Genomic DNA, 22,026 nt, shown 5'->3' with positions numbered 1-22,026 from the left:
TCAGCCCCCGAACCACCGCGCCGGCACGATCACCAGCTGCGGAAACGCCACCATCACGAACAGGATCGCGAACTCGGCCAGCATGAACGGCACCACACCGCGCGTGACGTCGTCCATCGAGATCTTGCCGACGCCGGCCACCACGTTGAGCACCGTGCCCACCGGTGGCGTGACGAGCCCGATCGAGTTGTTGATGATGAACAGCACGCCGAAGTACACGGGGTCGATGCCGGCCGCCTTCACCACGGGCATGAGCACCGGCGTGAGGATGAGGATGGTCGGCGTCATGTCCATGGCCGTGCCCACCACCATCACGAGCACCATGATCGCGATCATGAGCAGCATCTGGTTGCCCATGAACGGCTGCAGCATGCCCACGATCTTCGAGGGCAGGTCGGCCACCGTGATGAGCCAGGCGCTCACCATGGCCGCGGCGATCAGGAACATCACGATGGCGCTGGTCTTGGCCGCGTTCACGAAGATGGCGTACAGGTCTCGCCAGGTGATCTCGCGGTACACCACCGTCGACACGAAGAGCGCGTACACGGCGGCCACCACCGCGGCCTCGGTGGGCGTGAACACGCCCATGCGCAGGCCCACGAGGATGATCACCGGCAGCATCAGCGCCCACAGCGCATTGCGGAAGGCGGCGGCAATTTCGGCCGACGACTTGCGCGGCGGCGGCACGATCTTTTCGCGCCGCACCAGCCAGGCCCAGGTGATCCACAGCGCGCCGCCGATCAGCAGGCCCGGCACGATGGCCGCGAGAAACAGCTTGGAGATCGACACGTTGGCCGCCACGCCGAAGATCACGAGGCCGATGCTCGGCGGGATCACGGGGCCGATCACGCCGGTGGCCGCAATGAGGCCGGCCGCGCGCGGCTTGTCGTGGCCCGCGCGCACCATCATCGGCAGCAGCAGCGCGGTGAGCGCGGCGGCATCGGCCACGGCCGAACCCGAGAGCGCCGACAGCAGGCAGCCGGCCATGATGGTCACGTAGCCCAGGCCGCCCTTCACATGGCCGACGAGCGCGAGTGCGAAGTCGACGATGCGCTTGGACAGCCCGCCCACGTTCATGATCTCGCCCGCGAGCATGAAGAAGGGCACGGCCAGCAGCGGAAAGCTGTCGGCGCCGCCGATCACGTTCTGCGTGAGGATCTGCGCGTCGAACAGGTCGAGGTGCCACATCAGTGCGACACCGCTGGCCAGCAGCGAGAAGGCGATGGGAATGCCCATCGCCATGGCGAGCAGCAGCGAGCCGACAAAAACGAGGATGGTCATGGCCGTGCCCCCGGTTCCTTGGCGTCCTGCGAACCCAGGATCTGCTGCAGCTGCACCGCTTCTTCCGACTCCTGCACCATCACCAGCTCATGGTCGGCGATGCGGCCCGTGAGCAGGCGCAGCAGGTCGAGCGCGAGGATGAGACCGGCCAGCACCGAGAACACGATGCCCGCGGCGTAGACGATGGCCATCGACGCGCCGGTGACGGGCGCCGTCACGTCCCAGTTGATGCGCGCCTGCGCGATGCTGCCTTGCAGCAGCAGCCAGACGATGTAGAGCATGACCACATGGCCGACAGCCAGGCAGATCTTCTTGCCGATGGGGGGCAGCTTCTGCACCACCATGTCGACACCCAGGTGGCCATGCTCTTTCAGTGCCACCACGGCACCGAGGAAGGTCATCCAGATGAAGAGCCAGCGCGAGATTTCCTCGGACACCGTGATGCCCGAGTTGAAGCCGTAGCGCAGCACCACGTTGCCGAACACGAGCACGACCATGACCGCAAGCGCAGCCGCGATCAGCGCCTCGATGCCGGTGCAGCACCGGTCGAGCCAGCGGGTCATGCGGAGGCCTGTGCTTGCGCTTGCGCCTGGCGCTGCATGTCGACCAGCGCGCGCAACGCGGCCAGGTACGACAGCGGGCCCAGGCCCTGGACCGTGCCCTTCACCGCCGGCGAGATGATCGAATGCGCGCGCCATGCTTCGCGCGCGGCGATGTTGGACATGTGGACCTCGATGGTCGGGAACGGCATGGCCTTGATCGCGTCGTGCAGCGGCACGCCGTGCTGCGTGAGGCCGGCGGGGTTCACCAGCGCGCCCTGCGCATCGTCGATGTGCGTGTGCAGGAAGTCGATCAGGTCGCCTTCGTGGTTCGACTGGATGGTTTCGAGCGTCACGCCGAGTTCGACGGCGAGGGCCTGCAGCTGTGCGTTGATTTCGGCGAGCGTGGTCTTGCCGTAGATGTGGGGTTCGCGGCGACCGAACAGGTTGAGGTTGGGGCCGTGGAGAACGAGGATCTTCATGGGGAGCTTCGGTGAGGGACTGACTTGCTTGCTGACTTGTTTACTTGCGGATGCGTACGAGCTCGTCGTTGTAGAGCTTGACGATGGCGGGGTCGTACTGCGCGGCGAACTTGTCGATGACGGGCTTGGCGATGTCTCGCATGCGCTTCTGCTCAGCGGGCGAGAGTTCGTTGAACTGCGCGCCCTTGGCCTGCAGTTCGCCCACGGCCTTCTGTGCAGCAGCGCGGCTGACTTGCCGCTGGTAACCGCGTGCCTCGTTGGCCGCGTCGTTCATCATCTTCTGCTCGGCGGGCGTGAGCGAGTCCCAGAACTTCTTGCTCACCAGCACGATGTTGGCGGCGTAGACATGGTTCGTCGCACTCACGAACTTCTGCACTTCGTAGAACTTGTTCGACAGGATCACCGCATACGGGTTCTCTTGCCCATCGACCGCCTTGGCTTCGAGGGCGCCGTACAGCTCGGCGAAAGGCATCGGCACCGGGTTGGCCTTGAAGGCCTTGAAGGTTTCGAGGAACACGGGGTTTGGGATCACGCGGATCTTCAGACCCTCGAGGTCTTCAGGCTTGGCGATGGGGCGCTTGCTGTTCGTCACGTTGCGAAAGCCCAGGTCCCAGTAGCCGAGCGCGACGAGGCCCTTCTCCGGGAGCTTGGCGATCAGCGCTTGTCCCAAGGGGCCGTCGAGCAGCGCATCAGCCTGCGCGAAGTTGTTCACCGAGAAGGGGAAGTCGACGAGGCCAAACTCCTTGACGATGCCTGCCAGCGATGTGGTCGCCGGCGCCGACATCTGCTGCACGCCGCCCTGCAGGGCCGACTGCTGCTGCATCTCGTTGCCCAGCTGCGAGGCGGGGAACTCCTGCACCTTCATCTTGCCGCCGCTCTTGGCCGAGAGCAGCTCGGCAAAGCGCTTGACGCCGAAGCTCACGGGATGGTCGGCGTTGTTCAGATGGCCGAAGCGGATCACGCGCTCCTGCTGCGCCCACGACGGGGCGGTGAGACCGGCGCACAGGCCGGCCACGGCAAGCATACGAAGAAGTTTCACGAAGGGTCCTCAGGCGGGAAGGAGAAAAAAGGGAAAGAAAGAGGGAACAGAGGTGAAGAAAAAATGCAGGACGGAGGCGATCGTATTTTTGTTGGAAAGAATTTCCATAATGGAAATCCCTTCCCCGAGTTCTGCTACGCTGGCGACCCACGAGCGGCGGGCCTCAGTGCCCGCGTTGACGAGACGACACCCGGAGGACGAAATGAGCGGAATACTGGAGCGCAGCTTCAAGGTGCTGGAACATCTGGCGGAGCATCCCGAGGGGTGCGCGCTGTCGGCGTTGGCCAGCGAATTGCAGATTCCATTGAGTGCATCGCACCGATTGCTTGCGGAGCTCATCCGCTGCGGCTACGTGCGGCAGGAGGCACGCGACGGCCACTACGTGCTGACCATCAAGCTGGTGTCGATCAGCCTGTCGTTCCTCAGCCGTTCGGGCATCGTCGACATCGCGCAGCCGCTGCTCGACCAGCTGGCCTCGACCTCGGGCGAGCTCGTGCGCCTGGCGGTGGTCGACGGTGAAGACCTGACCTTCGTCGCCAAGGCGCAGGGCGCCACGCACGGCCTGCGCTACGACCCCGACATGGGCTTGTCGGTGGCGCTCTCGTGCAGCGCGGCCGGGCATGCGTGGCTGTCGACCCTGGGCGAAGACGACGCCATGGCGCTCGTCGCCAAGAAGGGGCTGGGCAAGCCCGAGGACTTCGGCCCCAAGGCGCCCACGTCGCTCAAGGCCGTGATGGCTTTCGTGAAGGCGGCGCGCCAGCGCGGCTTCAGCATGATCAACGAGGTGTTCGCTCCCGCAATGACCGCCATGGCCGCGCCCGTGTTCGGCGCCGACGGCACGGCGATCGGGGTCGTCACCATCGCGGGCCCGTCGGTGCGGCTCACGCCGCAACGCATGGAAGCGCTCGGGCCGGCGCTGTGCCAGGCCGCCGAAGAGGTGGCGCGCGCCAGCGGGGCCTCGGCGCTGTTCAAGAAGAGGGCGTAGGCCCTGCCGGTTTCACCACCCCCCAGAAAAGAGAAGGAGACATCACCATGAAGACGAAGCACTCGAAGCGCACCTTGCTGCTGGCCGCCGTGGCGGCGACCCTCGCGTTCGCCGCCCCCGGCGCGTTCGCGCAGCTCAAGGAGCGCACCATCAAGTTCGCGTTCCAGAACCAGGCCGGCCATCCGCAGGCACAGGGCGCGCAGAAGTTCGCCGACCTCGTGGCCGCGAAGTCGGGCGGCAAGATCACCGTGAAGCTGTTCCCCGGCGGCACGCTCGGCGGCGACCTGCAGACCGTGTCGGCGCTGCAGGGCGGCACGGTGGAGATGACCGTGCTCAACGCCGGCATCCTGTCGGCGCAGGTGAAGGAGTTCGCGGCCTACGACTTCCCGTTCCTCTTCAACAGCGGCAAGGAAGCCGACGTGGTCACCGACGGGCCCTTCGGCCAGAAGATGATGGCCAAGCTGGAAGACAAGGCGCTGCACGGCCTGGGCTACTGGGACCTGGGCTTTCGCAACCTGACGAACAGCAAGCGCCCGATCGTCAAGGCCGACGACATCGCGGGGCTGAAGATCCGCGTGATCCAGTCGCCGATCTACATCGACATGTTCAGCGCGCTGGGCGCCAACGCCACGCCGCTGCCGTTCCCCGAGCTGTACCCCGCGCTCGACCAGAAGGCGGTCGACGGCCAGGAGAACCCGAACACGACCATCCTGTCGTCCAAGTTCGCGGAGGTGCAGAAGTACATCACCCAGACCCGCCACATCTACAACCCGCAGGCGCTGCTCATCAGCCGCAAGACCTGGGACGGCATGAGCGCCGACGAAAAGAAGATCGTCAACGAGGCCGCCGCCGAAGCGACCGTGTTCCAGCGCCAGGCCTCGCGCGGCGCGGCCGACAGCGCGCTCGACGCGCTCAAGAAGGCCGGCATGACCGTCTCCGAACTGCCGCCCGAAGAGATGGCGAAGCTGCGCGCCAAGGTGAAGCCGGTGATCGAGAAGTACACCGCCTCGGTCGGCGAGGCCACCGTCAAGGAGCTGATGGCGGAGATCGAGAAGGCGCGCAAGTAGCAGGAAAAAAGGCACCGAGCGCAGCCGCGGGGGCCGGGTGACAGGTGTGTCGCCCGGCCCCCGCTGTGTTTCAAGTTGGGGCGTCGCCACATCGGATACCCCAAACGACGCACCTTCCGAGGGCTTTTCGCCTCAATCTGGTTCTCCAATCCGGCAAAATGCAGGATTCGCATAAGGTTATGCACCGTTTTGGAAAAAAGAGGATTGGAATGAAGCACGCATCCGCCGGGGGGTTCCTCGCACACGTCGCACAACGCAACCCCGGACAGCCCGAGTACCTGCAGGCCGTGACCGAGGTCATGGAAAGCCTCTGGCCGTACATCGAAAAGCACCCCAAGTACACGAGCCACAGCCTGCTGGAGCGGCTGGTCGAGCCCGAGCGCGTGATCATGTTCCGCATCTCCTGGGTGGACGACCACGGCGAAGTTCAGGTCAATCGCGGCTTCCGCATCCAGCACAGCCTGGCCATTGGCCCCTACAAGGGCGGCATGCGTTTTCACCCCTCGGTGAACCTGTCGATCCTGAAGTTCCTGGCCTTCGAGCAGACCTTCAAGAACGCGCTGACCACGCTGCCCATGGGCGGCGGCAAGGGCGGCGCCGACTTCGACCCCAAGGGCAAGAGCCAGGGCGAGGTGATGCGCTTCTGCCAGGCGCTCGTGACCGAGCTGTTCCGCCACGTGGGCGCCGACACCGACGTGCCGGCCGGCGACGTGGGCGTGGGTGGGCGCGAAGTCGGCTTCATGGCCGGCATGGTCAAGAAGCTCACCAACCGCGCCGACTGCGTGTTCACCGGCAAGGGCCTGAGCTTCGGCGGTTCGCTGATCCGCCCCGAGGCCACCGGCTACGGCAACGTCTACTTCGCGCAGGAAATGCTCAAGCGCAAGGGTCGCAGCTTCGACGGCCTGCGCGTGAGCGTCTCGGGCGCGGGCAACGTGGCGCAGTACACCATCGAGAAGGCCATGGCGCTGGGTGCGAAGGTGGTCACCGTGTCGGACTCGAGCGGCACCGTGGTCGACGAGGAAGGCTTCACGCCCGAAAAACTCGCCGTGCTGATGGACGTGAAGAACCACCTCTACGGCCGCGTGAGCGACTACGCCGAACGCACCGGCACCCGCTTCGTGGCCGGCGCCACGCCGTGGCATGTGCCGGTCGACGTGGCGCTGCCCAGCGCCACGCAGAACGAACTCAACGAGGAAGACGCGCGCACGCTGGTGAAGAACGGCGTGGTGTGCGTGGCCGAAGGCGCCAACATGCCCTCGACCATCGAGGCCGTGAAAGTGCTTGAAGGCCACGGCGTGCTGTATGCGCCGGGCAAGGCGAGCAACGCGGGCGGCGTGGCCACGTCGGGCCTGGAGATGAGCCAGAACGCGGCCCGGCTGGTATGGACGCGCGACGAAGTCGATGCGCGCCTGCTGCAGATCATGCAGGGCATCCACGAGTCGTGCCTGCACTACGGTTCGCGTGCCGACGGCAGCGTGAGCTACGTGGACGGCGCGAACATCGCCGGCTTCGTGCGCGTGGCGGATGCGATGCTGGCGCAGGGCGTGGTCTGACGCCGCACCACTAACGCGACATCTCTTTGCGCGTGCCCCGTCGCAAGCTGCATCTCGCCTGGGCCCTGCTCGGGGCAGCGTTCGGCTCCGGCGTTCACGCGGCGGGCGGCACGCAGGTGTTGCCCTGGCACACGCGCGGCGAAGTGCTCGAATACCGCGCTTGCGGCTGTGCCGATTCGTGCTGGGTGGCGCAGGTGCGCAGCGTGCGAACGAAGGTGCTGAAGGCCCGGCTGCGTTGCGATTGCGAGCGTCTGTTCTACAGGCCCGGTCCACGGGAACCCGAGCGCGTGGTGTCGCAGCGTTGCGAGCCGAACGACAGCAGCGACAAGTCGCAGGCGATCAGCCAAGCGCTGGAACGCCTGCGCGTCACAGCTCGATGAACGAAGAGGTCGCCTTGTTCAGTGCCAGGCGGCCCTTCGCGGTGATCGATTCCACCTGGGCCAGCTGACGGATCGCGCGTTCGTCGGGCGCGCGCTCCGACGGCGGAATGAACGCAGTCACGAGCTCGGCGGCACGCAGCACGCGCAGCCTGTCGATGTCTGCGGGCGTGTGGAGGACGTATGGCAATTTCTGCTCGGCGATGGTCCGAAGAAATTCCATGGACATGGGTCGTCTCCTTGGGTTGAGGGGAGGGCGGTTCGGACATTGTGCGCACAAACAATTAGCGCTGTGTAAACCCTGCGCCGGGCATGCCTTTGTCGCGTGTACCGAAGTGTTCTTTTTGCAAGCGCAAACGACCCCGGTGTGCCGCTTTGTTTCTGCGGTGTCCGCTTACCGCAGGGCCGCCTGCATCGGCCATGCCGTGGTGTCGGGCCGCAGCAGATGCCAGGCGATCGGATCGATGCCTTCGAAGGTCGCGCGGTAGCGATCGGACAGCCGGTTTTCGTCGGTCACGTCGCGGATCACGATGCCGTCGATGCGCTGCGAATGCGCACGGAACACCTGCGCATAGATCTCGGGGTCGGCCTCGCCCGAATCGCCCACGAGCACGAAGCGGCGCTGCGGAAATTCGGCCAGCAGCCGCTCGATCACGCCGAGCTTGTGTGCGCGCGATTCTTCGCCGCTGGGGATCAGCGTGCGCCACGTCGTGCTCTCGCGCAGGTGCATGCTGCCGGCGGGAAAGTCGGCATCGCGAATGAAGTCGGTGAGCGCCGGGTACAGCTGGATCGGGCTGCCCGAGAGGTAGTGAAAGCGCGTGCCCGGCGCCTGCGCCAGCGCGCGGTAGTACGCCGCCATGCCTGGCGCAGCCTCGAAGCGGCGCGCGAAGGTGTTCAGCAGCATCTCGCGCCGGTCGCGCACCTGCGTGCGCTTGATGGTGTCGTCGATGTCCGAGATGACCGACACGCCCTGCGCCGGCACGATCTGCGCACGGCCGCGAAAGCGCGGCAACAGCTCGCCCGGACCGGTCACGCCGTGGAACGGAAGCCACTCCTGCGACGCCGGGATGTGCGAAGCCTCGACGACCGCGCGCAGATTGCTGCGGCCGTCGGCGCCCGAGGGCGGCATCGTGAGGCGCGTGGCCGAGCCGTCGAAGACGACGTCGATCACCTTGTCTTCTTCCGACTCGGCATGGAACAGGGCCGTGCGCTGGCTGAAGCGCAGCCGCGCGGCCGGCGTGAGCTTCTTCAGGTTCATGCCGAGGTAGCGCGCGAGCGCGGCGTCCAGGCCCCAGCGGTGTTCGCGCTCGAACACCCAGGCATGCACATCGACCTCGATCCGGCCATCGGCGGTGGGGCGCGCGGTGCCGGGCATGAACAGCGCTTCTTCGTCCGACTCCAGCGGCCCGGCGGCGTGCAGGGCCTGCAGCGGCGCGAGACCGGCGAGCAGGGCGGCACCGGCCAGCACGGTGCGCCGCGAGAGTTGGGGCGAGGTACCGGGCGCGCGGTGCTTGGTCGTCATGCAGTGATGCGTTCGTAGGTCACGAAGCTGAAGGGCAGGCCGTCCTTGGCCGAGACGTGCGACGCGCGCTGCGTCTCGCGCCACGCGGCGGCGTCGAGCACGGGCGCGTGCGCGTCGCCTTCGTAGTCGCGTGCGATCTCGGTGACCACGGCGCGCTGGGCCAGCGGTTCGGCTTCGGCGTAGATCTGTGCGCCGCCGATCACCCAGGCATCGGGCAGCTTCAGCGCTTCGCACAGCGCGATCGCTTCCTGCACGCTGCCCACACGCTGCGCACCATCGGCGGCCCAGTCGGCCTGCCGCGTGATCACGATGTTCTGGCGGCCCGGCAGCGGGCGGAAGCGCGGCGGCAGCGAGTCCCAAGTCTTGCGGCCCATGATCACCGGCGCGCCCAGCGTCTGCTGCTTGAAGTGCGCCAGGTCCTCCGGCAGGTGCCAGGGAATGGTGTTGTTCGCGCCGATCACGCCGTTGGCGGCGCGCGCGAAGATCAGGTGGATGCGGGGCGTGGCGGCACTCATCGCGTTCACACCGCCACCGGCGCCTTGATCGGATCGCCGTGCTTGTAGTCGAGCACTTCGAAGTCTTCGTACTGGTAGTCGAAGATCGAATCCGGCTTGCGCTTGATGTTCAGCGTGGGGTAGGGGTACGGGTCGCGGCTGAGCTGCAGCTTCACCTGTTCGGCATGGTTGCTGTAGATGTGGCAGTCGCCGCCGGTCCAGACGAAGTCGCCCACGTCGAGGTCGCACTGCTGCGCGACCATGTGCGTGAGCAGCGCGTAGCTGGCGATGTTGAAGGGCACGCCCAGGAAGATGTCGGCGCTGCGCTGGTAGAGCTGGCAGCTGAGCTTGCCGCGCTCGCCTTCGGCCTGCGGCGGCGCCACGTAGAACTGGAAGAACGCATGGCAGGGCATGAGCGCCATCTTCGACAGCTCGGCCACGTTCCAGGCGCTCACGATGATGCGGCGCGAATCGGGGTTGGACTTGAGCGTCTTGATGACGTCGGAAATCTGGTCGATGTGGCCGCCATCGGGTGTGGGCCAGCTGCGCCACTGCACGCCGTACACCGGGCCCAGGTCGCCGTCTTCGCGCGCCCATTCGTCCCAGATGCTGACGCCGCGTTCCTTGAGCCAGTTGTTGTTGCTCGAGCCGGTCAGGAACCACAGCAGTTCCTGGATGATGGACTTCAGGTGCACCTTCTTCGTGGTCACCAGCGGAAAGCCCTCGTTCAGGTCGAAGCGCATCTGGTGGCCAAACACGCTTTTGGTGCCCGTGCCCGTGCGGTCGCTCTTGAAGACGCCATGGGTGTCGACATGGCGCATGAAGTCTTCGTACTGGGAGCGGATGGGGTGGGTGGACGAGGTCATGTTGGGAATTTTACGGGGCGGCGCTAGCATCGGCCGATGACCGGCCATGACCACTCCCACGACTCCCACGACCACTCTCACGACCACAGCGAACTCGGCGAGATGGACCTGCGTGTGCGCGCCCTCGAAAGCGTGCTCACCCAAAAGGGCTACATCGACCCCGCCGCGCTCGATGCGCTGATCGACACCTACCAGACCCGCATCGGCCCGCGCAACGGTGCACGGGTGGTGGCGCGGGCGTGGGTCGACCAGAAGTTTCACGACTGGCTGATGGCCGATGCCACGGCGGCGATCGCCTCGCTCGGCTACACGGGCCGCCAGGGCGAGCATATGGTCGCCGTGGCGAATACCGACGACCAGCACCACATGGTCGTTTGCACCCTCTGCAGTTGCTACCCCTGGCCCGTGCTCGGCCTGCCGCCCACCTGGTACAAGAGCGCGCCGTACCGTTCGCGGGCCGTGAAAGACCCGCGCGGCGTGCTGGCCGACTTCGGCACCACGCTGCCCGAGAACACCCGCATCCGCGTCTGGGACTCGACCGCCGAGGTGCGCTACCTCGTGATCCCGCAGCGCCCGGCCGGCACCGAGGGCTGGAGCGAGGACGAACTCGCCGCGCTGGTCTCGCGCGATTCGATGATCGGCACGCGCGTGGTCGAGGCGCCGTCTGCAAGGAGTACTGCATCATGACCTACACGACCCACGCCGACCTCGGCGGGCAACCCGGTTTCGGCCCCGTCACGCCCGAACCCGAGGGCGAGCTGTTCCATGGCGCCTGGGAGCCGCGCGCGCTGGCCCTCACGCTGGCCATGGGCGCGACCGGCTCCTGGAACATCGATGCGAGCCGTGCCGTGCGCGAGACGCTGCCGAACTACCGTGACCTGAGCTACTACCAGATCTGGCTCGGCGCGCTGGAGCAGCTGATGCTGCAGCGCGGCCAGGTCTTCCCGGACGAGATCGCGTCCGGCGAGATGAAGCATCCACCCGCGCCGGTCGCTCGCGTGCTGCAGGCCGCGAACGTGCCCGCCGTGCTCGCCAAGGGCTCCGCCACCGAACGCCCCGCACCGGCGCCCGCGCGCTTTGCGGTTGGCCAGGCCGTGCGCATGCACCTCGGCCGCGTCGACCACCACACGCGCCTGCCGGGCTATGTGCAGGGCAAGCGCGGCACGATCGAACACATCCACGGCGCGCACGTGTTCGCCGATGCGAATGCGCAGGGCCTGGGCGAGCAGCCGCAATGGCTCTACACCGTGGTCTTCGACGAAGCCGAGCTGTGGGGCGACGACGCACAGCGCCAGAACCTCGCCGTGTCGGTCGATGCGTGGGAAAGCTACCTGGCGCCCGCGGCATGAAGGCGAACGACATGCCGCCGCTCGCACTCGCCCCGGGCATGCCGCGCGACGCCGACGGACCGGTGTTCAGAGAGCCGTGGGAGGCGCAGGCCTTCGCAATGACGTTGGCGCTGCACGAGCGCGGGCTGTTCAGCTGGGTCGAGTGGGCCGAGGCGCTGGCCACCCAGATCACCGCCGCGCAAGCCGCGGGCGACCCGGACACGGGCGACACCTACTACCGTCACTGGCTCGCCGCGCTTGAAGGCCTCGTGGCTCGCAAGGGCGCGAGTTCGGGCGACGAGCTGGCCCGCTACCGCCACGCCTGGGACCACGCGGCGGAGCGCACGCCGCACGGGCAGCCGATCGAGCTGCGCGGCGAAGACTTTCCGGGCTGAGTGTTTGGTGTTGCTCCTTCCCCCGCTGGGGGAAGGTTGGGATGGGGGCTGCCCCCGCATTCGGTGCGGTGCCCAATCGAAGGCCGCTTGCCCCCACCCCGGCCCTCCCGGGAGGGGAGGGAGAAATACCCGGGAGCCTTAAACGCGGATCACGCGCCCCGGGTTCAGGATGTTCTTCGGATCAAGACCGCGCTTGATCGCCCGCATCATCTCCAGCGCCACCGGCGACTTGTGCTTCTCGAGCTTGTCGACCTTGAGCGAACCCACGCCATGCTCGGCCGAGAACGAGCCGCCGAACTGCTCGACCGCGTCGTAGACCAGCGTGTTGATGCGCTCTTCCTCGTTCTTCAGGAACGCCTTGGTGTCGATGTTCTCGGGCGCCTGCACGTTGTAGTGCAGGTTGCCGTCGCCCAGGTGGCCGAAGTTCACGAGCCGCACGCCGGCGATCTCGCGCTGGAGCAGTGCGTCGGTGGCTTCCACGAAGGCCGGGATGCGCGACACCGGGATCGAGATGTCGTGCTTAATGTTCAGGCCTTCCTCGGCCTGCGCCAGCGGAATGCTCTCGCGGATGTGCCAGAGCTGGTGCGCCTGCGTGAGGTTTTCGGCCACCACCGCGTCGCTCACGCAGCCGTCTTCAAACGCGGTTTCGAGCAGTGCCTCGAAGCGCGCGCGGGCGTGGTCTTCGGACTCGCTGTCGGAGTTCTCGAGCAGCACGCAGTAGGGCACCGCTTCATCGTTGATGAAGGGCACGCGCAGCTGCGGCATGTGCTTGTCGACCAGGCTCAGCGCAAACTTGCCCATCACTTCGAAGCCCGTGAGGCCCGAGCCCAGGTGCTTGTGCGCCAGGCCCAGCAGCGTGACCGCGTGGTCGAGCGAAGGCACTGCCGCCCAGGCCGTGAGCTGCGCGGCGGGCAGCGGGTACAGCTTCATGGTCGCGGCGGTGATGACGCCCAGCGTGCCTTCGCTGCCGACGATCAGGTCGCGCAGGTCATAGCCCGTGTTGTCCTTGCGCAGGCCGCTCGTGCCTTCCCAGATTTCGCCCTGCGGCGTGACCACTTCCAGGCCCAGGCACAGGTCGCGCGTGTTGCCGTAGCGCACGACCTGCGTGCCGCCGGCGTTGGTGGCCAGGTTGCCGCCGATGGTGCAGCTGCCCTCGGCCGCGAGGCTCAGCGGGAACAGGTAGCCGGCCTTCTCGGCCGTCTCTTGCAGCGTCTGCAGGATGCAGCCGGCCTCGACGGTCATCGTGAGGTTGGCGGCGTCGATGCTGCGGATCGCGTTCAGGCGCTGCAGGCTCAGCACCACCTGCGTGCCGCTGTCGTCGGGAATGGAGCCGACCGCCAGGCCGGTGTTGCCGCCCTGCGGAATGACGGCCGTGCCGGCCGCGGCGCAGGCCTTGACCACGTCGGCCACCTGCTGCGCATTGGCCGGGCGCACCACGGCCAGCGACTTGCCGCGCGCGCGCTTGCGCCAGTCCTGCTCGTAGGCGGTGAGGTCGCCCTCGTTCAGCACATGCGAGGCGCCGACGATGGCGCGCAGTTGGTCGATCAATGCGGTGTGGGTGGCAGAAGAAGTCATTGGGCGGAAGCCTCCAGTTGACGGGCAGATGCAGCGGCAGCAGCGGCCTTGGCGTGACGCAGGCGAAGGCGCACATGCCACGCGCAGGCCGCGAAGAGCACGAGGCACAGCAGCACCTCGATGAGCGCGAGGATCTGCCCCACGCCGTTGGTGTCGCTCCAGGCGCGCACCACGCCTTCGGTGAAGTAGAGCCAGATCATCAGGCTGACCCAGCGGTAGGTGTACATGCGGTTCTTGTAGAGCCCCGCCAGCGGAATGACCAGCGGCAGCACCTTGAGCGCAAGCAGCGAGCCGCCCGGGCGCAGCGGCGCCAGCCACAGCTCCCAGGCCAAGCCCAGCACGATCAGGCCGACGAGGCTGCCCACGGCAAACCAACGGGTGGCGCGGACGGAAGAGGGCGGGAGTGGGGTGTCGGACACGGTGGCGGCGAAAGAGAAAGAGGGGGCGCACCGGGGTGTGGGGCGCCTCTGGAAAGAGCGGATGGCATGATACCGGGCATGAATCGTCGGCAGCTTTGGAGGGATCTTTCGCGCTTTCCATGGCGCAACACCGCAGCGGTATTGGGCGAGCGTTTTCGCGAAGACCGCCTCGGCCTCACGGCCAGCAGTCTCACCTTCACCACCACCATCGCGATGGTGCCGTTCTTCACCGTGGCGCTCGCGCTGTTCACCGTGTTCCCGATGTTCGCCACCATGCAGGGCCGCCTGCAGCGCTGGCTGATCGAGAGCCTGATTCCCGACAACATCGCGCGCCAGGTGCTGGGCTACCTGAACCAGTTCGCGAGCAAGGCCGGCGGCCTGGGCATCGCGGGCCTGGTGGTGCTGCTGATCACTGCCATTGCGCTGATCCTCACCGTCGACAAGACGCTCAACAACATCTGGCGCGTGCGCACGCCGCGGCCGTTGGCGCAGCGGGTGCTGATCTACTGGGCCACCATCACGCTCGGGCCGCTGATCCTGGCGGTGAGCCTGTCGACCACCTCGTATGTGTTCACCGCCTCGCGCGGCGTGGTGGGCGTGAGCATCGTGAAACTGGTCTTCGACACCTTCGAATTCGTGCTGCTCGCGGCCGGCATGGCCGCGCTGTACCACTACGTGCCGAACACCACGGTGCGCTGGTCGCACGCCTGGGCCGGCGGCCTCTTCGTGGCGGCCGCCATCGAGATCGCCAAGCGCGTGCTCGGCTACTACCTGAGCCTGGTGCCGACCTATTCGGTGCTGTACGGTGCCTTTGCCACCTTCCCGATCCTGCTGGTGTGGATCTACGTGGCGTGGGTGATCGTGCTGCTGGGCGCCGTCATCGCGGCCTACCTGCCGAGCCTGCTGGTGGGCGTGGCGCGCCGGGGCGGTGCGGCGGGCTGGCCGATGCAGCTCGCGATGGAGGTGCTGCAGCACCTGGCGCGCGCGCGGGCCACGCCAGCCAAGGGCATGGGCGCGAGCGAGCTGCTGACGCGCATGCGGGTCGACGGGCTGCAGTTGGTGCCGGTGATCGACACGCTGGTGCGGCTCGACTGGATCGCGCCGCTGGCCGAGGAGCCCGCCAACGAGGACCCGCGCTACGTGCTGCTGGCCGACCCGTCGACGCCCATCGAGCCGCTGTTGCGCCAACTGCTGATGCCGCGCGCCGAGCCGCTCGAAGACCTCTGGCAGAAGGGCCCGCTGCACACGCTGCGGCTGGGCGACGTGCTGCTGATCTAGACGCCTTTGAATCGGTCGCGTCGGCGGGCGACCTATTTTGCCGACAATTGATTTGTTTTTTTGGCAATTGACTTCTTTTGATGTGAATTGACCTCGCCCTGTCATCGCTATTCTTCAACGCGCCAGTGATCCCTGCGGCGTGTGTCCGCGCTTTGCTGGCGCCGACGCCGAAGCGCCAGACGCTTCGACCAGAAGAACCGGGAGCCTCACTCCCCTCAGGGAAAAACAATGTCAGGAAATTGCGCGCCGCACCCGTCGCGGCGAGTGACGCATGCGCGTCGAAATTCGCGGGCGCCCCTCTTCATCCTGCTGCTTTGCTGCTCGGCCCTGTTGGGCGGATGCGGCCACGTCGCGCGCGAAGAGCGGCAAGCGTCTGCACCGACCTCTGCGCCAAGTGCCGGGCCGACCGTCGTGCCGCCGACCACGGCGTTGCCGCCCGCCGTTGCACCTGCGGCGCCGCAACGATGCGTGGCCGAGGTCTATGGCGACAGCATCGTGGCGGGCACGAACCTTCCGGACCGGCCGCTTACGGCCCTGATGCGCAGGCACCCGGGCCTCACCCTGGTCGACCACGCGGTTCCGGCCGTGTTGCTGACAGAACTGGCGCAACGCTTCGATGCAGCCCCGCGAACGGGTCGCTGGGTGGTCATCGAAAACGGTGTGATCGATGCATGGCGCAACGTGAAACCCGCGGTGTTTGTGCAGACACTGCACGACATGCTCGTGCGCGTGCGCGCCGAAGGGCGTGAGCCGGTTCTCACCGGGTTTTCGCGTCAGGTAGAGACGCCGGGGCTCTACATCCGCAAGGAACAGCTGACGCGACGCGATCAATACGACCTGCTGGTGCGTCGGCTCGCGCAGACCATGAACGTGCCGTTTGTCGATTGGGGTGCGGTGCGATTCGACGGTGCCGGCGATCTGTCGGACGGCGTTCATCCTGGTCTTGCCTACAGCAATCGGCTGCACGACCGGCTGGGCGCCACGCTGGGCGCCGTGACCGGCTGCAAGTAGCCGGTCGCGAGACAGGCCTTAGAAGATCTTCACCCGCCCGGCCCAGATGTCCTGGTACATCGCCCAGTCGCCCATGAAGGAATACAGCGGGCGCTTGAACGAGGCCGGCCTGTTCTTCTCGAAGCCGAAATGCCCGACCCAGGCGAAGCCGTAGCCGGCCACCAGCCCGGCCAGCAGCCACCACGGGTTCATCGTGACCACCAGGGCCACGAGGCACAGCAGCGAGATCGTCGAGCCCGCGAAATGCAGCCGCCGGCAGGTGACGTTGGCGTGCTCGGTCAGATAGAAGGGATAGAACTCGGCAAAGCGCGTGAAGCGGCGCGGATCGACCGTGGCCGGCGCGCCCGGCGTAACCGGCGTGGCAGGGGTGGAGGTGTTCATCGTGTGTCTCCTGCGCCCCGCAGGGGCTTTGTTGATAATAGCCACGAGCCTGCGGACGCACCACCCGGGTTCGCCATCCCACCTTCACCGTATCCACTTTGAGCGCTGTTCCCGCCGTCCCCGCCGCTTCTTCTGCCGATGCCAACGCGCCGTGGGTCGTCTGCCTGTGCGCCGAATGGTGCGGCACCTGCCGCGACTACCGGCCGCTGCTGGTTGAGCTGGCAAAGGCGCACCCGCAGTTCCGCTTCGCCTGGGTCGACATCGAAGACCACGCCGAGATCGCCGACGCCTTCGACGTCGAGACCTTTCCGACCCTGCTGGTGGCGGGCGCCGACGGCACGCGCTTTCTGGGTCCGCTGCTGCCGCACATCGAGACGCTGTCGCGCCTGCTGGGCGCGCTGCAGCCGCCGCAACCTTCCAGCCTCGACGTCGACCTGCTCCTGGCCGTGCTCGAGAAAAAGCCCGCGGCCTTCGCGGTCTGACCGACCCCTTCGGAGCCTCCCTCCCATGAACATCCTGATCTTTGGCGCCACCGGCATGGTGGGGCAGGGCGTGCTGCGCGAGTGCCTGCTGGCGCCCGATGTGGAACGCGTGGTGGCCGTGGGGCGCAGCGCCACCGGGCAGCAGCATCCCAAGCTGCAGGACCTGGTGCACAAAGACATGTACGACTACCGCGCCATCGAGTCGCAGCTGACGGGCTTCGATGCCTGCTTCTTCTGCCTGGGCGTGTCGTCGGTGGGCATGAAGGAGCCCGAGTACAAGCGCATCACCTACGACCTGACGATGGCCGCCGCCACCGTGCTGGCGGGCCTGAACCCGGGCATGACCTTCACCTACGTGACGGGCGCGGGCACCGACAGCAGCGAGCGCGGTGAACGCATGTGGGCGCGCGTGAAGGGCGCGACCGAGAACGCGCTGATGCGCCTGCCGTTCCGCGCGTCCTACATGTTCCGGCCCGGCATGATCCAGCCGCTGCACGGCGTGCGCTCGAAGACGCCGCTGTACGACGCCGCGATCGTCGTGCTCAAGCCCGTGCTGGGGCTGGCCCACCGCTGGTGGCCTGACCGCGTGACCACCACCGAGAAGCTGGGCCGCGCGATGCTCACGGTGGCACGCCAGGGCGCGCGCAAGGTGCTGCTCGACCCGGCGGACATCAACGCGCTGGGCAGCTGAAACACCGCCCTGCGCATTCCACGTTCTTCAGCCCGCGACGAAGTCGCGCAGCGCGAACAGCACCTCGTCCGGCGCCTCGCTCATCAGCGCATGGCCGGCGTGCACCGTCACCACCTTGGGATTGCGCGCCTTGCTCACCAGCGCCTTGGTGGCGCGCGGCGGCGTCATCTGGTCGGCGTCGCCGAGCAGGAACAGCACCGGGCACTGCACCTTCTCCATCGCGGCTTCGCCGTTCGCGTAGTCGTTGCAGGCCTTGAAGCCGATGTGGAACACATTGGCCTCGCGGTTGCTCGCGAGCACGCGGCGCATCAGCGCGCGCGAGCTGCCGTACAGCCAGGTGCCCGGGCCGAGCGACGACGGCGGCGGCGCCAGCAGGGAGTGCGAGAAGGTGTTGACCATCGCGATGGCGCGCTGCGGATCGCTCACCGAGCTTTCGAGCAGCGCGGGCGACACCACCATCGGGTAGGCCGTGCCGACCATCGCGAGCTGCGTGATGCGCTCGGGCGCGCGCGCCGCGGTTTCGAGCGCGATCAGCGAGCCGAAGCTGTGGCCGACCAGCGCGGCCTTCTGTACGCCCGCTGCGTCGAGCAGCGCGATGACGAACTGCGCGGCCTCTTCCACGCTGGCCGGTGGCGCGCCGGCGCTCTTGCAGTGGCCCGGCAGGTCGACCGCCAGCACGTTCCAGCCGTGGTTGGCGAACCAGCGGCTTTGCAGAATCCACACACTGTGGTCGTTGAGCACGCCGTGGATGAACACCACCGTGGGCTTGGCCGCATCGAAGGGCTTGCCGGCGGTGTAGCAGTAGGTGCTGTGGCCGTTGACGGTGTAGTGCATGTCAGGCCCCCGCCTTTTCCGCGGCCTTCAGCGCGCGCTTGAGGTCGTCGATCAGGTCGGCCGGGTCTTCCAGGCCGATCGACAGGCGGATCGTGCCCTGCGAGATGCCCGCGCCCGCGAGCGCCTCGTCGGTCATGCGGAAGTGCGTGGTGCTCGCCGGGTGGATCACCAGGCTGCGGCAGTCGCCCACGTTGGCCAGGTGGCTGAACAGCTTGAGCGCCTCGATGAAGGCCTTGCCCTGTGCGCGGCTGCCCTTGATGTCGAAGCTGAACACCGCGCCGGCGCCGCGCGCGCCGTGACGCAGCAGCTTTTTCGCGAGCGCATGGCTGGGGTGCGATTCGATCAGCGGATGCCCCACGCGCGACACGAACGGGTGCGCGGACAGGAACTCGACCACCTTCTGCGTGTTGTCGATGTGGCGCTCCATGCGCAGCGGCAGCGTCTCGATGCCCTGCAATATCAGCCACGCCGTGTGCGGGCTCATCGAGGCGCCGAAGTCGCGCAGGCCTTCGCGGCGTGCGCGCAGCAGGAAGGCGCCGACGGTGCTTTCCTCGCTGAACACCATGTTGTGGAAGCCGTCGTAGGCCTGCGTGAGCTCGGCGAACTTGCCCGACTTCTCCCAGTCGAAGCTGCCGCCGTCGACCACCACGCCGCCGATCACGGTGCCGTGGCCCGACAGGAACTTGGTCGCCGAGTGGTAGACCAGGTCGGCGCCCCAGTCGAAGGGCTTGATGAGGTAGGGCGAGGTGAGCGTGGAGTCGACCAGCAGCGGCACACCGGCTTCGTGCGCGATGTCGCTCACGGCGGGAATGTCGAGCACATCGAGGCCCGGGTTGCCCACGGTCTCGCCGAAGAACAGCTTGGTCTCGGGGCGTACCGCGGCGCGCCAGCCGTCGAGGTCGCCGGGCTTCACGAAGGTGGTGTCGATGCCGAAGCGGCGCATCGTGTAGTGCAGCAGGTTCTGCGAGCCGCCATACAGCGCCGTGCTCGCCACGATGTGCGAGCCCGCGCCCATCAGCGTGGCGACCGACAGGTGCAGCGCCGCCTGGCCGCTGGCCGTGGCGATGGCGCCGATGCCGCCTTCGAGTGCCGACACGCGCTGCTCCAGCACCGCGTTGGTCGGGTTGCTGATGCGCGAATACACGTGGCCCGCGCGCTCCAGGTTGAAGAGCGCGGCGGCGTGGTCGCTGGATTCGAAGACGAAGGAGGTCGTCAGGTGGATGGGGACGGCCCGCGCACCGGTGGTGGGATCGGGGGCGGCGCCGGCGTGCAGCGCGAGGGTGTCGAAACCGGGGTCGGAATAACCGGGCATGAAGGCCTTTCTGTTGTCTCTTCGCAATGCCCCGTTACGCGTGCAATGCATGCACAGGCGACAGGGGCGTTCGGGTCGGCGTCGATTGTGGGCTATATTCAAATTGGCACGACGCCGAGAACGACGAATCCCCGAGAGGAGCACCACCATGAAAGTCAGCGACATTCTTCGCGTCAAGGGCAACACGCTCTTCACCATCACGCCCGACGACCCGCTGGCAGAAGCCGCCCAGACCATGGCGGACAAGGACATCGGTTCGCTGGTGGTCATGGAGCACGGCGACCTGGTCGGCATGCTCACGTTCCGCGAAGTGATCATGGCAGTCGTCAAAAACGGCGGCCAGGTCGGGACCACGCTGGTGCGCAAGGCCATGGACGACGCGCCGGTCACCTGCACCCTCGAAACCGACCTCGACGAAATCCGCCGCATCATGCTGGAGCGCCACGCGCGCTACATGCCCGTGATGGACAAGCGCATGCTCATGGGCGTGATCAGCTTCTACGACGTGGCCAAGGCCGTGGTCGACGCGCAGAACTTCGAGAACAAGATGCTCAAGGCGTACATCCGCGACTGGCCGGAAGACGAGAGCAACGAGAAGGCCGGCTGAGCCTTTTCAGTCAGCCACTGACCGACTCTGCGTCGGCCCCTTCAAGCGAACACCGAGGAACCGGCTTTGCCGGGCCTCAGGTGTTGCCCCCGGTAGGGGGTTGGCGAAGCGACACGAAGTGCGCGCAGCCTGGGGGCGAGCTTTTTACTCTTTGATGTTGGCGGTCTGCACGATCTTTTGATTCCGTGCGTACTCGGCCTGCACGAACTTCCCGAACGCCTCCGGGGTTCCGCTGCCCGGCAATGCGCCTTGCTCCGCCAGCTTGGCGCGCACGCCTTCTTCCTGCAGCACCGCATTCAGTTCCTGGTTGAGCCGCGCCACCACGGCCGGCGGCGTTTTCGCGGGCGCGAAGATGCCGGTCCAGCTCACCATGTCGTAGCCCTTGAGGCCGGGCATCTCGTTGAAGGTGGGCACCTGCGACAGCGCCGGCAGGCGCTGGCTGCCGGTGATGCCCAGCGCCTTCAGTCGCTTGCCGTTCACATGCGGAATGGCGCTGGTGCTCACCAGCATCGCGAGGTCGACCTGGTCGCCGATCACGTCGGTGGCAATCTGCGCACCGCCGCGGTAGGGCACGTGCGTCACGAAGATGCCGCTGCGCTCCTTGAGCAGTTCCATCGCCAGTTGCAGCACCGTGCCCACGCCCGAGGTGGCGTAGTTGTAGTGGCCGGGCTGGGCCTTGGCGAGCTTCACGAAGTCGGCGTAGCTGCGCACGTCCAAGCCGGGGCGCGCCACCAGCACCATCGGCGCGGTGTTGAGCAGGCCGACGGGCGCCAGGTCTTTCAGCGGATCGAAGCGGAAGGCCGAGGGGTTGACCAGCCGGCCGATGGCGATGGCGCTGTCGGGGCCGACCGCCAGCGTGTAGCCGTCGGGCGCCGCGTTCACGGCCTTGGCCACGCCGATGGCGCCGCCCGCGCCGCTCACGTTCTCGATCACCACCGACTGCGTGAGCCGTTCGCCCAGGCGCTGCGCCACGAGGCGGGCGTTGACGTCCACGCTGCCGCCGGCCGTGTAGGGCACGATCAGCGTGAGGGGCTTGGCAGCAGGCCAGGCCTGTTGGGCGAAGGCGCCCGTGGGCAGGGCGGCGCAGAGTGCGGCGGCAAGGATCAGGCGGCGGTTCGTGGTCATGGCGGGGTTCATCCGGGGAAGGGTGTGGCGGAAGGCGTGGGTTCGGAGGGCAGGCGGGCGCGCAGCGCGTCGAAGGCGGCGCTCCATTCGGCGCGCCACTGGCGGCGCTGCGAGTCGTCGATCCACGCGCCGTCCAGGCCGTTGTGCATGAAGCCGCGCAGGTCGTCCAAGCCGAAGCCGAAGTCGCGCACCATCATCAGCCAGGCGCCCGTGGGCGTGACCTGGTGCAGCGTCGGGTCATCCGTGTTCGGGTGGATGCGCAGGCCCAGGCCGGGCATGCGGCGGATGGGGTGGTCAATAGCCCAGCGTTCCGGGGGCAGCGTGCGCAGGTAGTAAGAGTTGGTCGGCACGACAGTGAAGATCACGCCGCGGTCCGCGCACTG

26 protein-coding genes and 1 pseudogene are annotated in these 22,026 nt (G+C 67.2%); 12 read left to right on the top strand and 15 right to left on the bottom strand.

What is annotated here, in order from left to right; genetic code table 11:
* Genes AAG801_RS18335 through AAG801_RS18320 form a run of 4 tightly spaced genes read right to left on the bottom strand, consistent with a single transcriptional unit; the run spans position 1 to position 3,326 of the window.
* Positions 1 to 1,281, bottom strand: a complete 1,281-nt coding sequence (locus AAG801_RS18335) for a TRAP transporter large permease subunit (RefSeq protein ID WP_341889631.1) — start codon at positions 1,279 to 1,281, stop codon at positions 1 to 3.
* Complete coding sequence (locus tag AAG801_RS18330; RefSeq protein WP_095951047.1) at positions 1,278 to 1,844, bottom strand: TRAP transporter small permease; 567 nt, start codon at positions 1,842 to 1,844, stop codon at positions 1,278 to 1,280. Before AAG801_RS18330 ends, AAG801_RS18335 begins: the two co-directional genes overlap by 4 nt.
* Positions 1,841 to 2,302 (bottom strand): type II 3-dehydroquinate dehydratase, encoded by a 462-nt coding sequence (locus AAG801_RS18325; protein ID WP_192195908.1) that lies wholly within the window; start codon positions 2,300 to 2,302, stop codon positions 1,841 to 1,843. The genes AAG801_RS18330 and AAG801_RS18325 overlap by 4 nt, the downstream gene beginning before the upstream one ends.
* 40 nt (positions 2,303 to 2,342) lie before the next feature.
* Complete coding sequence (locus AAG801_RS18320) at positions 2,343 to 3,326, bottom strand: TRAP transporter substrate-binding protein (RefSeq protein ID WP_341889640.1); 984 nt, start codon at positions 3,324 to 3,326, stop codon at positions 2,343 to 2,345.
* A 217-nt stretch (positions 3,327 to 3,543) separates the two neighbouring features.
* Here AAG801_RS18320 and AAG801_RS18315 point away from each other — a divergent pair, with 217 nt between their 5' ends.
* The 4 genes from AAG801_RS18315 to AAG801_RS18300 all read left to right on the top strand — a co-directional run bounded on the left by AAG801_RS18315 (position 3,544) and on the right by AAG801_RS18300 (position 7,326).
* The gene (locus AAG801_RS18315; RefSeq protein ID WP_101492046.1) at positions 3,544 to 4,326 is read left to right on the top strand and encodes an IclR family transcriptional regulator; all 783 of its coding nucleotides are present in this window, start codon (positions 3,544 to 3,546) and stop codon (positions 4,324 to 4,326) included.
* 47 nt (positions 4,327 to 4,373) lie between these two features.
* Positions 4,374 to 5,393 (top strand): TRAP transporter substrate-binding protein, encoded by a 1,020-nt coding sequence (locus AAG801_RS18310; protein ID WP_101492047.1) that lies wholly within the window; start codon positions 4,374 to 4,376, stop codon positions 5,391 to 5,393.
* Between the two features lie 209 nt (positions 5,394 to 5,602).
* Positions 5,603 to 6,946, top strand: coding sequence for an NADP-specific glutamate dehydrogenase (gene gdhA, locus AAG801_RS18305; protein ID WP_341889630.1), 1,344 nt, complete (start codon positions 5,603 to 5,605; stop codon positions 6,944 to 6,946).
* 32 nt (positions 6,947 to 6,978) lie between these two features.
* Positions 6,979 to 7,326 carry a hypothetical protein gene (locus AAG801_RS18300; protein ID WP_341889629.1) on the top strand — a complete coding sequence of 116 codons (348 nt, stop codon included), beginning with the start codon at positions 6,979 to 6,981 and terminating at the stop codon, positions 7,324 to 7,326.
* On the opposite strand, the gene AAG801_RS18295 is transcribed toward AAG801_RS18300, so the two are convergent.
* The 4 genes from AAG801_RS18295 to AAG801_RS18280 all read right to left on the bottom strand — a co-directional run bounded on the left by AAG801_RS18295 (position 7,313) and on the right by AAG801_RS18280 (position 10,205).
* Positions 7,313 to 7,552, bottom strand: coding sequence for a hypothetical protein (locus tag AAG801_RS18295; RefSeq protein ID WP_101492049.1), 240 nt, complete (start codon positions 7,550 to 7,552; stop codon positions 7,313 to 7,315). The two genes, AAG801_RS18300 and AAG801_RS18295, sit on opposite strands and share 14 nt — an antisense overlap.
* 165 nt (positions 7,553 to 7,717) lie before the next feature.
* Positions 7,718 to 8,845 carry an App1 family protein gene (locus tag AAG801_RS18290; RefSeq protein WP_341889628.1) on the bottom strand — a complete coding sequence of 376 codons (1,128 nt, stop codon included), beginning with the start codon at positions 8,843 to 8,845 and terminating at the stop codon, positions 7,718 to 7,720.
* Positions 8,842 to 9,360: a dihydrofolate reductase gene (locus AAG801_RS18285; RefSeq protein ID WP_341889627.1), complete on the bottom strand. Its 519-nt coding sequence runs from the start codon at positions 9,358 to 9,360 to the stop codon at positions 8,842 to 8,844. Before AAG801_RS18285 ends, AAG801_RS18290 begins: the two co-directional genes overlap by 4 nt.
* A gap of 5 nt (positions 9,361 to 9,365) precedes the next feature.
* Entirely contained in the window at positions 9,366 to 10,205 is an 840-nt protein-coding gene (locus AAG801_RS18280) for a thymidylate synthase (RefSeq protein ID WP_341889626.1), read from the bottom strand.
* A gap of 36 nt (positions 10,206 to 10,241) precedes the next feature.
* On the opposite strand from AAG801_RS18280, the gene nthA reads away from it, so the two are divergent.
* Genes nthA through AAG801_RS18265 form a run of 3 tightly spaced genes read left to right on the top strand, consistent with a single transcriptional unit; the run spans position 10,242 to position 11,928 of the window.
* Positions 10,242 to 10,892, top strand: coding sequence for a nitrile hydratase subunit alpha (gene nthA, locus AAG801_RS18275; protein ID WP_341889625.1), 651 nt, complete (start codon positions 10,242 to 10,244; stop codon positions 10,890 to 10,892).
* The gene (gene nthB / locus AAG801_RS18270; RefSeq protein ID WP_341889624.1) at positions 10,889 to 11,554 is read left to right on the top strand and encodes a nitrile hydratase subunit beta; all 666 of its coding nucleotides are present in this window, start codon (positions 10,889 to 10,891) and stop codon (positions 11,552 to 11,554) included. Before nthA ends, nthB begins: the two co-directional genes overlap by 4 nt.
* Positions 11,551 to 11,928, top strand: a complete 378-nt coding sequence (locus AAG801_RS18265) for a nitrile hydratase accessory protein (protein ID WP_341889623.1) — start codon at positions 11,551 to 11,553, stop codon at positions 11,926 to 11,928. The genes nthB and AAG801_RS18265 overlap by 4 nt, the downstream gene beginning before the upstream one ends.
* 138 nt (positions 11,929 to 12,066) lie before the next feature.
* On the opposite strand, the gene AAG801_RS18260 is transcribed toward AAG801_RS18265, so the two are convergent.
* Together AAG801_RS18260 and AAG801_RS18255 are read right to left on the bottom strand one after the other, a co-directional pair.
* Complete coding sequence (locus tag AAG801_RS18260; RefSeq protein ID WP_341889622.1) at positions 12,067 to 13,503, bottom strand: FAD-binding oxidoreductase; 1,437 nt, start codon at positions 13,501 to 13,503, stop codon at positions 12,067 to 12,069.
* Positions 13,500 to 13,868 carry a DUF2069 domain-containing protein gene (locus AAG801_RS18255; RefSeq protein ID WP_263864233.1) on the bottom strand — a complete coding sequence of 123 codons (369 nt, stop codon included), beginning with the start codon at positions 13,866 to 13,868 and terminating at the stop codon, positions 13,500 to 13,502. The genes AAG801_RS18260 and AAG801_RS18255 overlap by 4 nt, the downstream gene beginning before the upstream one ends.
* Positions 13,869 to 13,988: 120 nt before the next feature.
* On the opposite strand from AAG801_RS18255, the gene AAG801_RS18250 reads away from it, so the two are divergent.
* Together AAG801_RS18250 and AAG801_RS18245 are read left to right on the top strand one after the other, a co-directional pair.
* Positions 13,989 to 15,200, top strand: coding sequence for a YihY family inner membrane protein (locus AAG801_RS18250; RefSeq protein ID WP_341889621.1), 1,212 nt, complete (start codon positions 13,989 to 13,991; stop codon positions 15,198 to 15,200).
* A 468-nt stretch (positions 15,201 to 15,668) separates the two neighbouring features.
* Entirely contained in the window at positions 15,669 to 16,211 is a 543-nt protein-coding gene (locus AAG801_RS18245; protein WP_341889620.1) for an SGNH/GDSL hydrolase family protein, read from the top strand.
* A gap of 18 nt (positions 16,212 to 16,229) precedes the next feature.
* Here the strand turns inward: AAG801_RS18245 and AAG801_RS18240 are convergent, their stop codons facing one another.
* Entirely contained in the window at positions 16,230 to 16,592 is a 363-nt protein-coding gene (locus AAG801_RS18240; protein ID WP_341889619.1) for an Mpo1-like protein, read from the bottom strand.
* A gap of 98 nt (positions 16,593 to 16,690) precedes the next feature.
* Between AAG801_RS18240 and AAG801_RS18235 the strand changes: the two genes are divergently transcribed.
* Both AAG801_RS18235 and AAG801_RS18230 read left to right on the top strand, forming a co-directional pair.
* Positions 16,691 to 17,074 (top strand): thioredoxin family protein, encoded by a 384-nt coding sequence (locus tag AAG801_RS18235; protein WP_341889618.1) that lies wholly within the window; start codon positions 16,691 to 16,693, stop codon positions 17,072 to 17,074.
* A 25-nt stretch (positions 17,075 to 17,099) separates the two neighbouring features.
* A complete protein-coding gene (locus AAG801_RS18230) occupies positions 17,100 to 17,765 on the top strand; it encodes an NmrA family NAD(P)-binding protein (protein ID WP_341889617.1) in 666 nt (221 codons plus the stop codon).
* A 27-nt stretch (positions 17,766 to 17,792) separates the two neighbouring features.
* Here the strand turns inward: AAG801_RS18230 and AAG801_RS18225 are convergent, their stop codons facing one another.
* Together AAG801_RS18225 and AAG801_RS18220 are read right to left on the bottom strand one after the other, a co-directional pair.
* On the bottom strand, positions 17,793 to 18,599 hold the full coding sequence (locus AAG801_RS18225; RefSeq protein ID WP_341889616.1) for an alpha/beta hydrolase: 807 nt from the start codon (positions 18,597 to 18,599) through the stop codon (positions 17,793 to 17,795).
* A gap of 1 nt (position 18,600) precedes the next feature.
* Positions 18,601 to 19,911: an O-acetylhomoserine aminocarboxypropyltransferase gene (locus AAG801_RS18220; protein ID WP_341889615.1), complete on the bottom strand. Its 1,311-nt coding sequence runs from the start codon at positions 19,909 to 19,911 to the stop codon at positions 18,601 to 18,603.
* A 148-nt stretch (positions 19,912 to 20,059) separates the two neighbouring features.
* Here AAG801_RS18220 and AAG801_RS18215 point away from each other — a divergent pair, with 148 nt between their 5' ends.
* A complete protein-coding gene (locus AAG801_RS18215; RefSeq protein WP_099796075.1) occupies positions 20,060 to 20,518 on the top strand; it encodes a CBS domain-containing protein in 459 nt (152 codons plus the stop codon).
* A gap of 144 nt (positions 20,519 to 20,662) precedes the next feature.
* Here the strand turns inward: AAG801_RS18215 and AAG801_RS18210 are convergent, their stop codons facing one another.
* Together AAG801_RS18210 and AAG801_RS18205 are read right to left on the bottom strand one after the other, a co-directional pair.
* The gene (locus AAG801_RS18210) at positions 20,663 to 21,643 is read right to left on the bottom strand and encodes a tripartite tricarboxylate transporter substrate binding protein (protein WP_341889614.1); all 981 of its coding nucleotides are present in this window, start codon (positions 21,641 to 21,643) and stop codon (positions 20,663 to 20,665) included.
* 8 nt (positions 21,644 to 21,651) lie between these two features.
* Positions 21,652 to 22,026: pseudogene (locus tag AAG801_RS18205) on the bottom strand (adenosine deaminase); the annotation flags it as partial.

The sequence above is a fragment of the Variovorax sp. YR752 genome (genome assembly GCF_943372545.1).
Note: the sequence above shows the minus strand (reverse complement) of the source record. Positions and strands in the feature narration are given on the sequence as shown.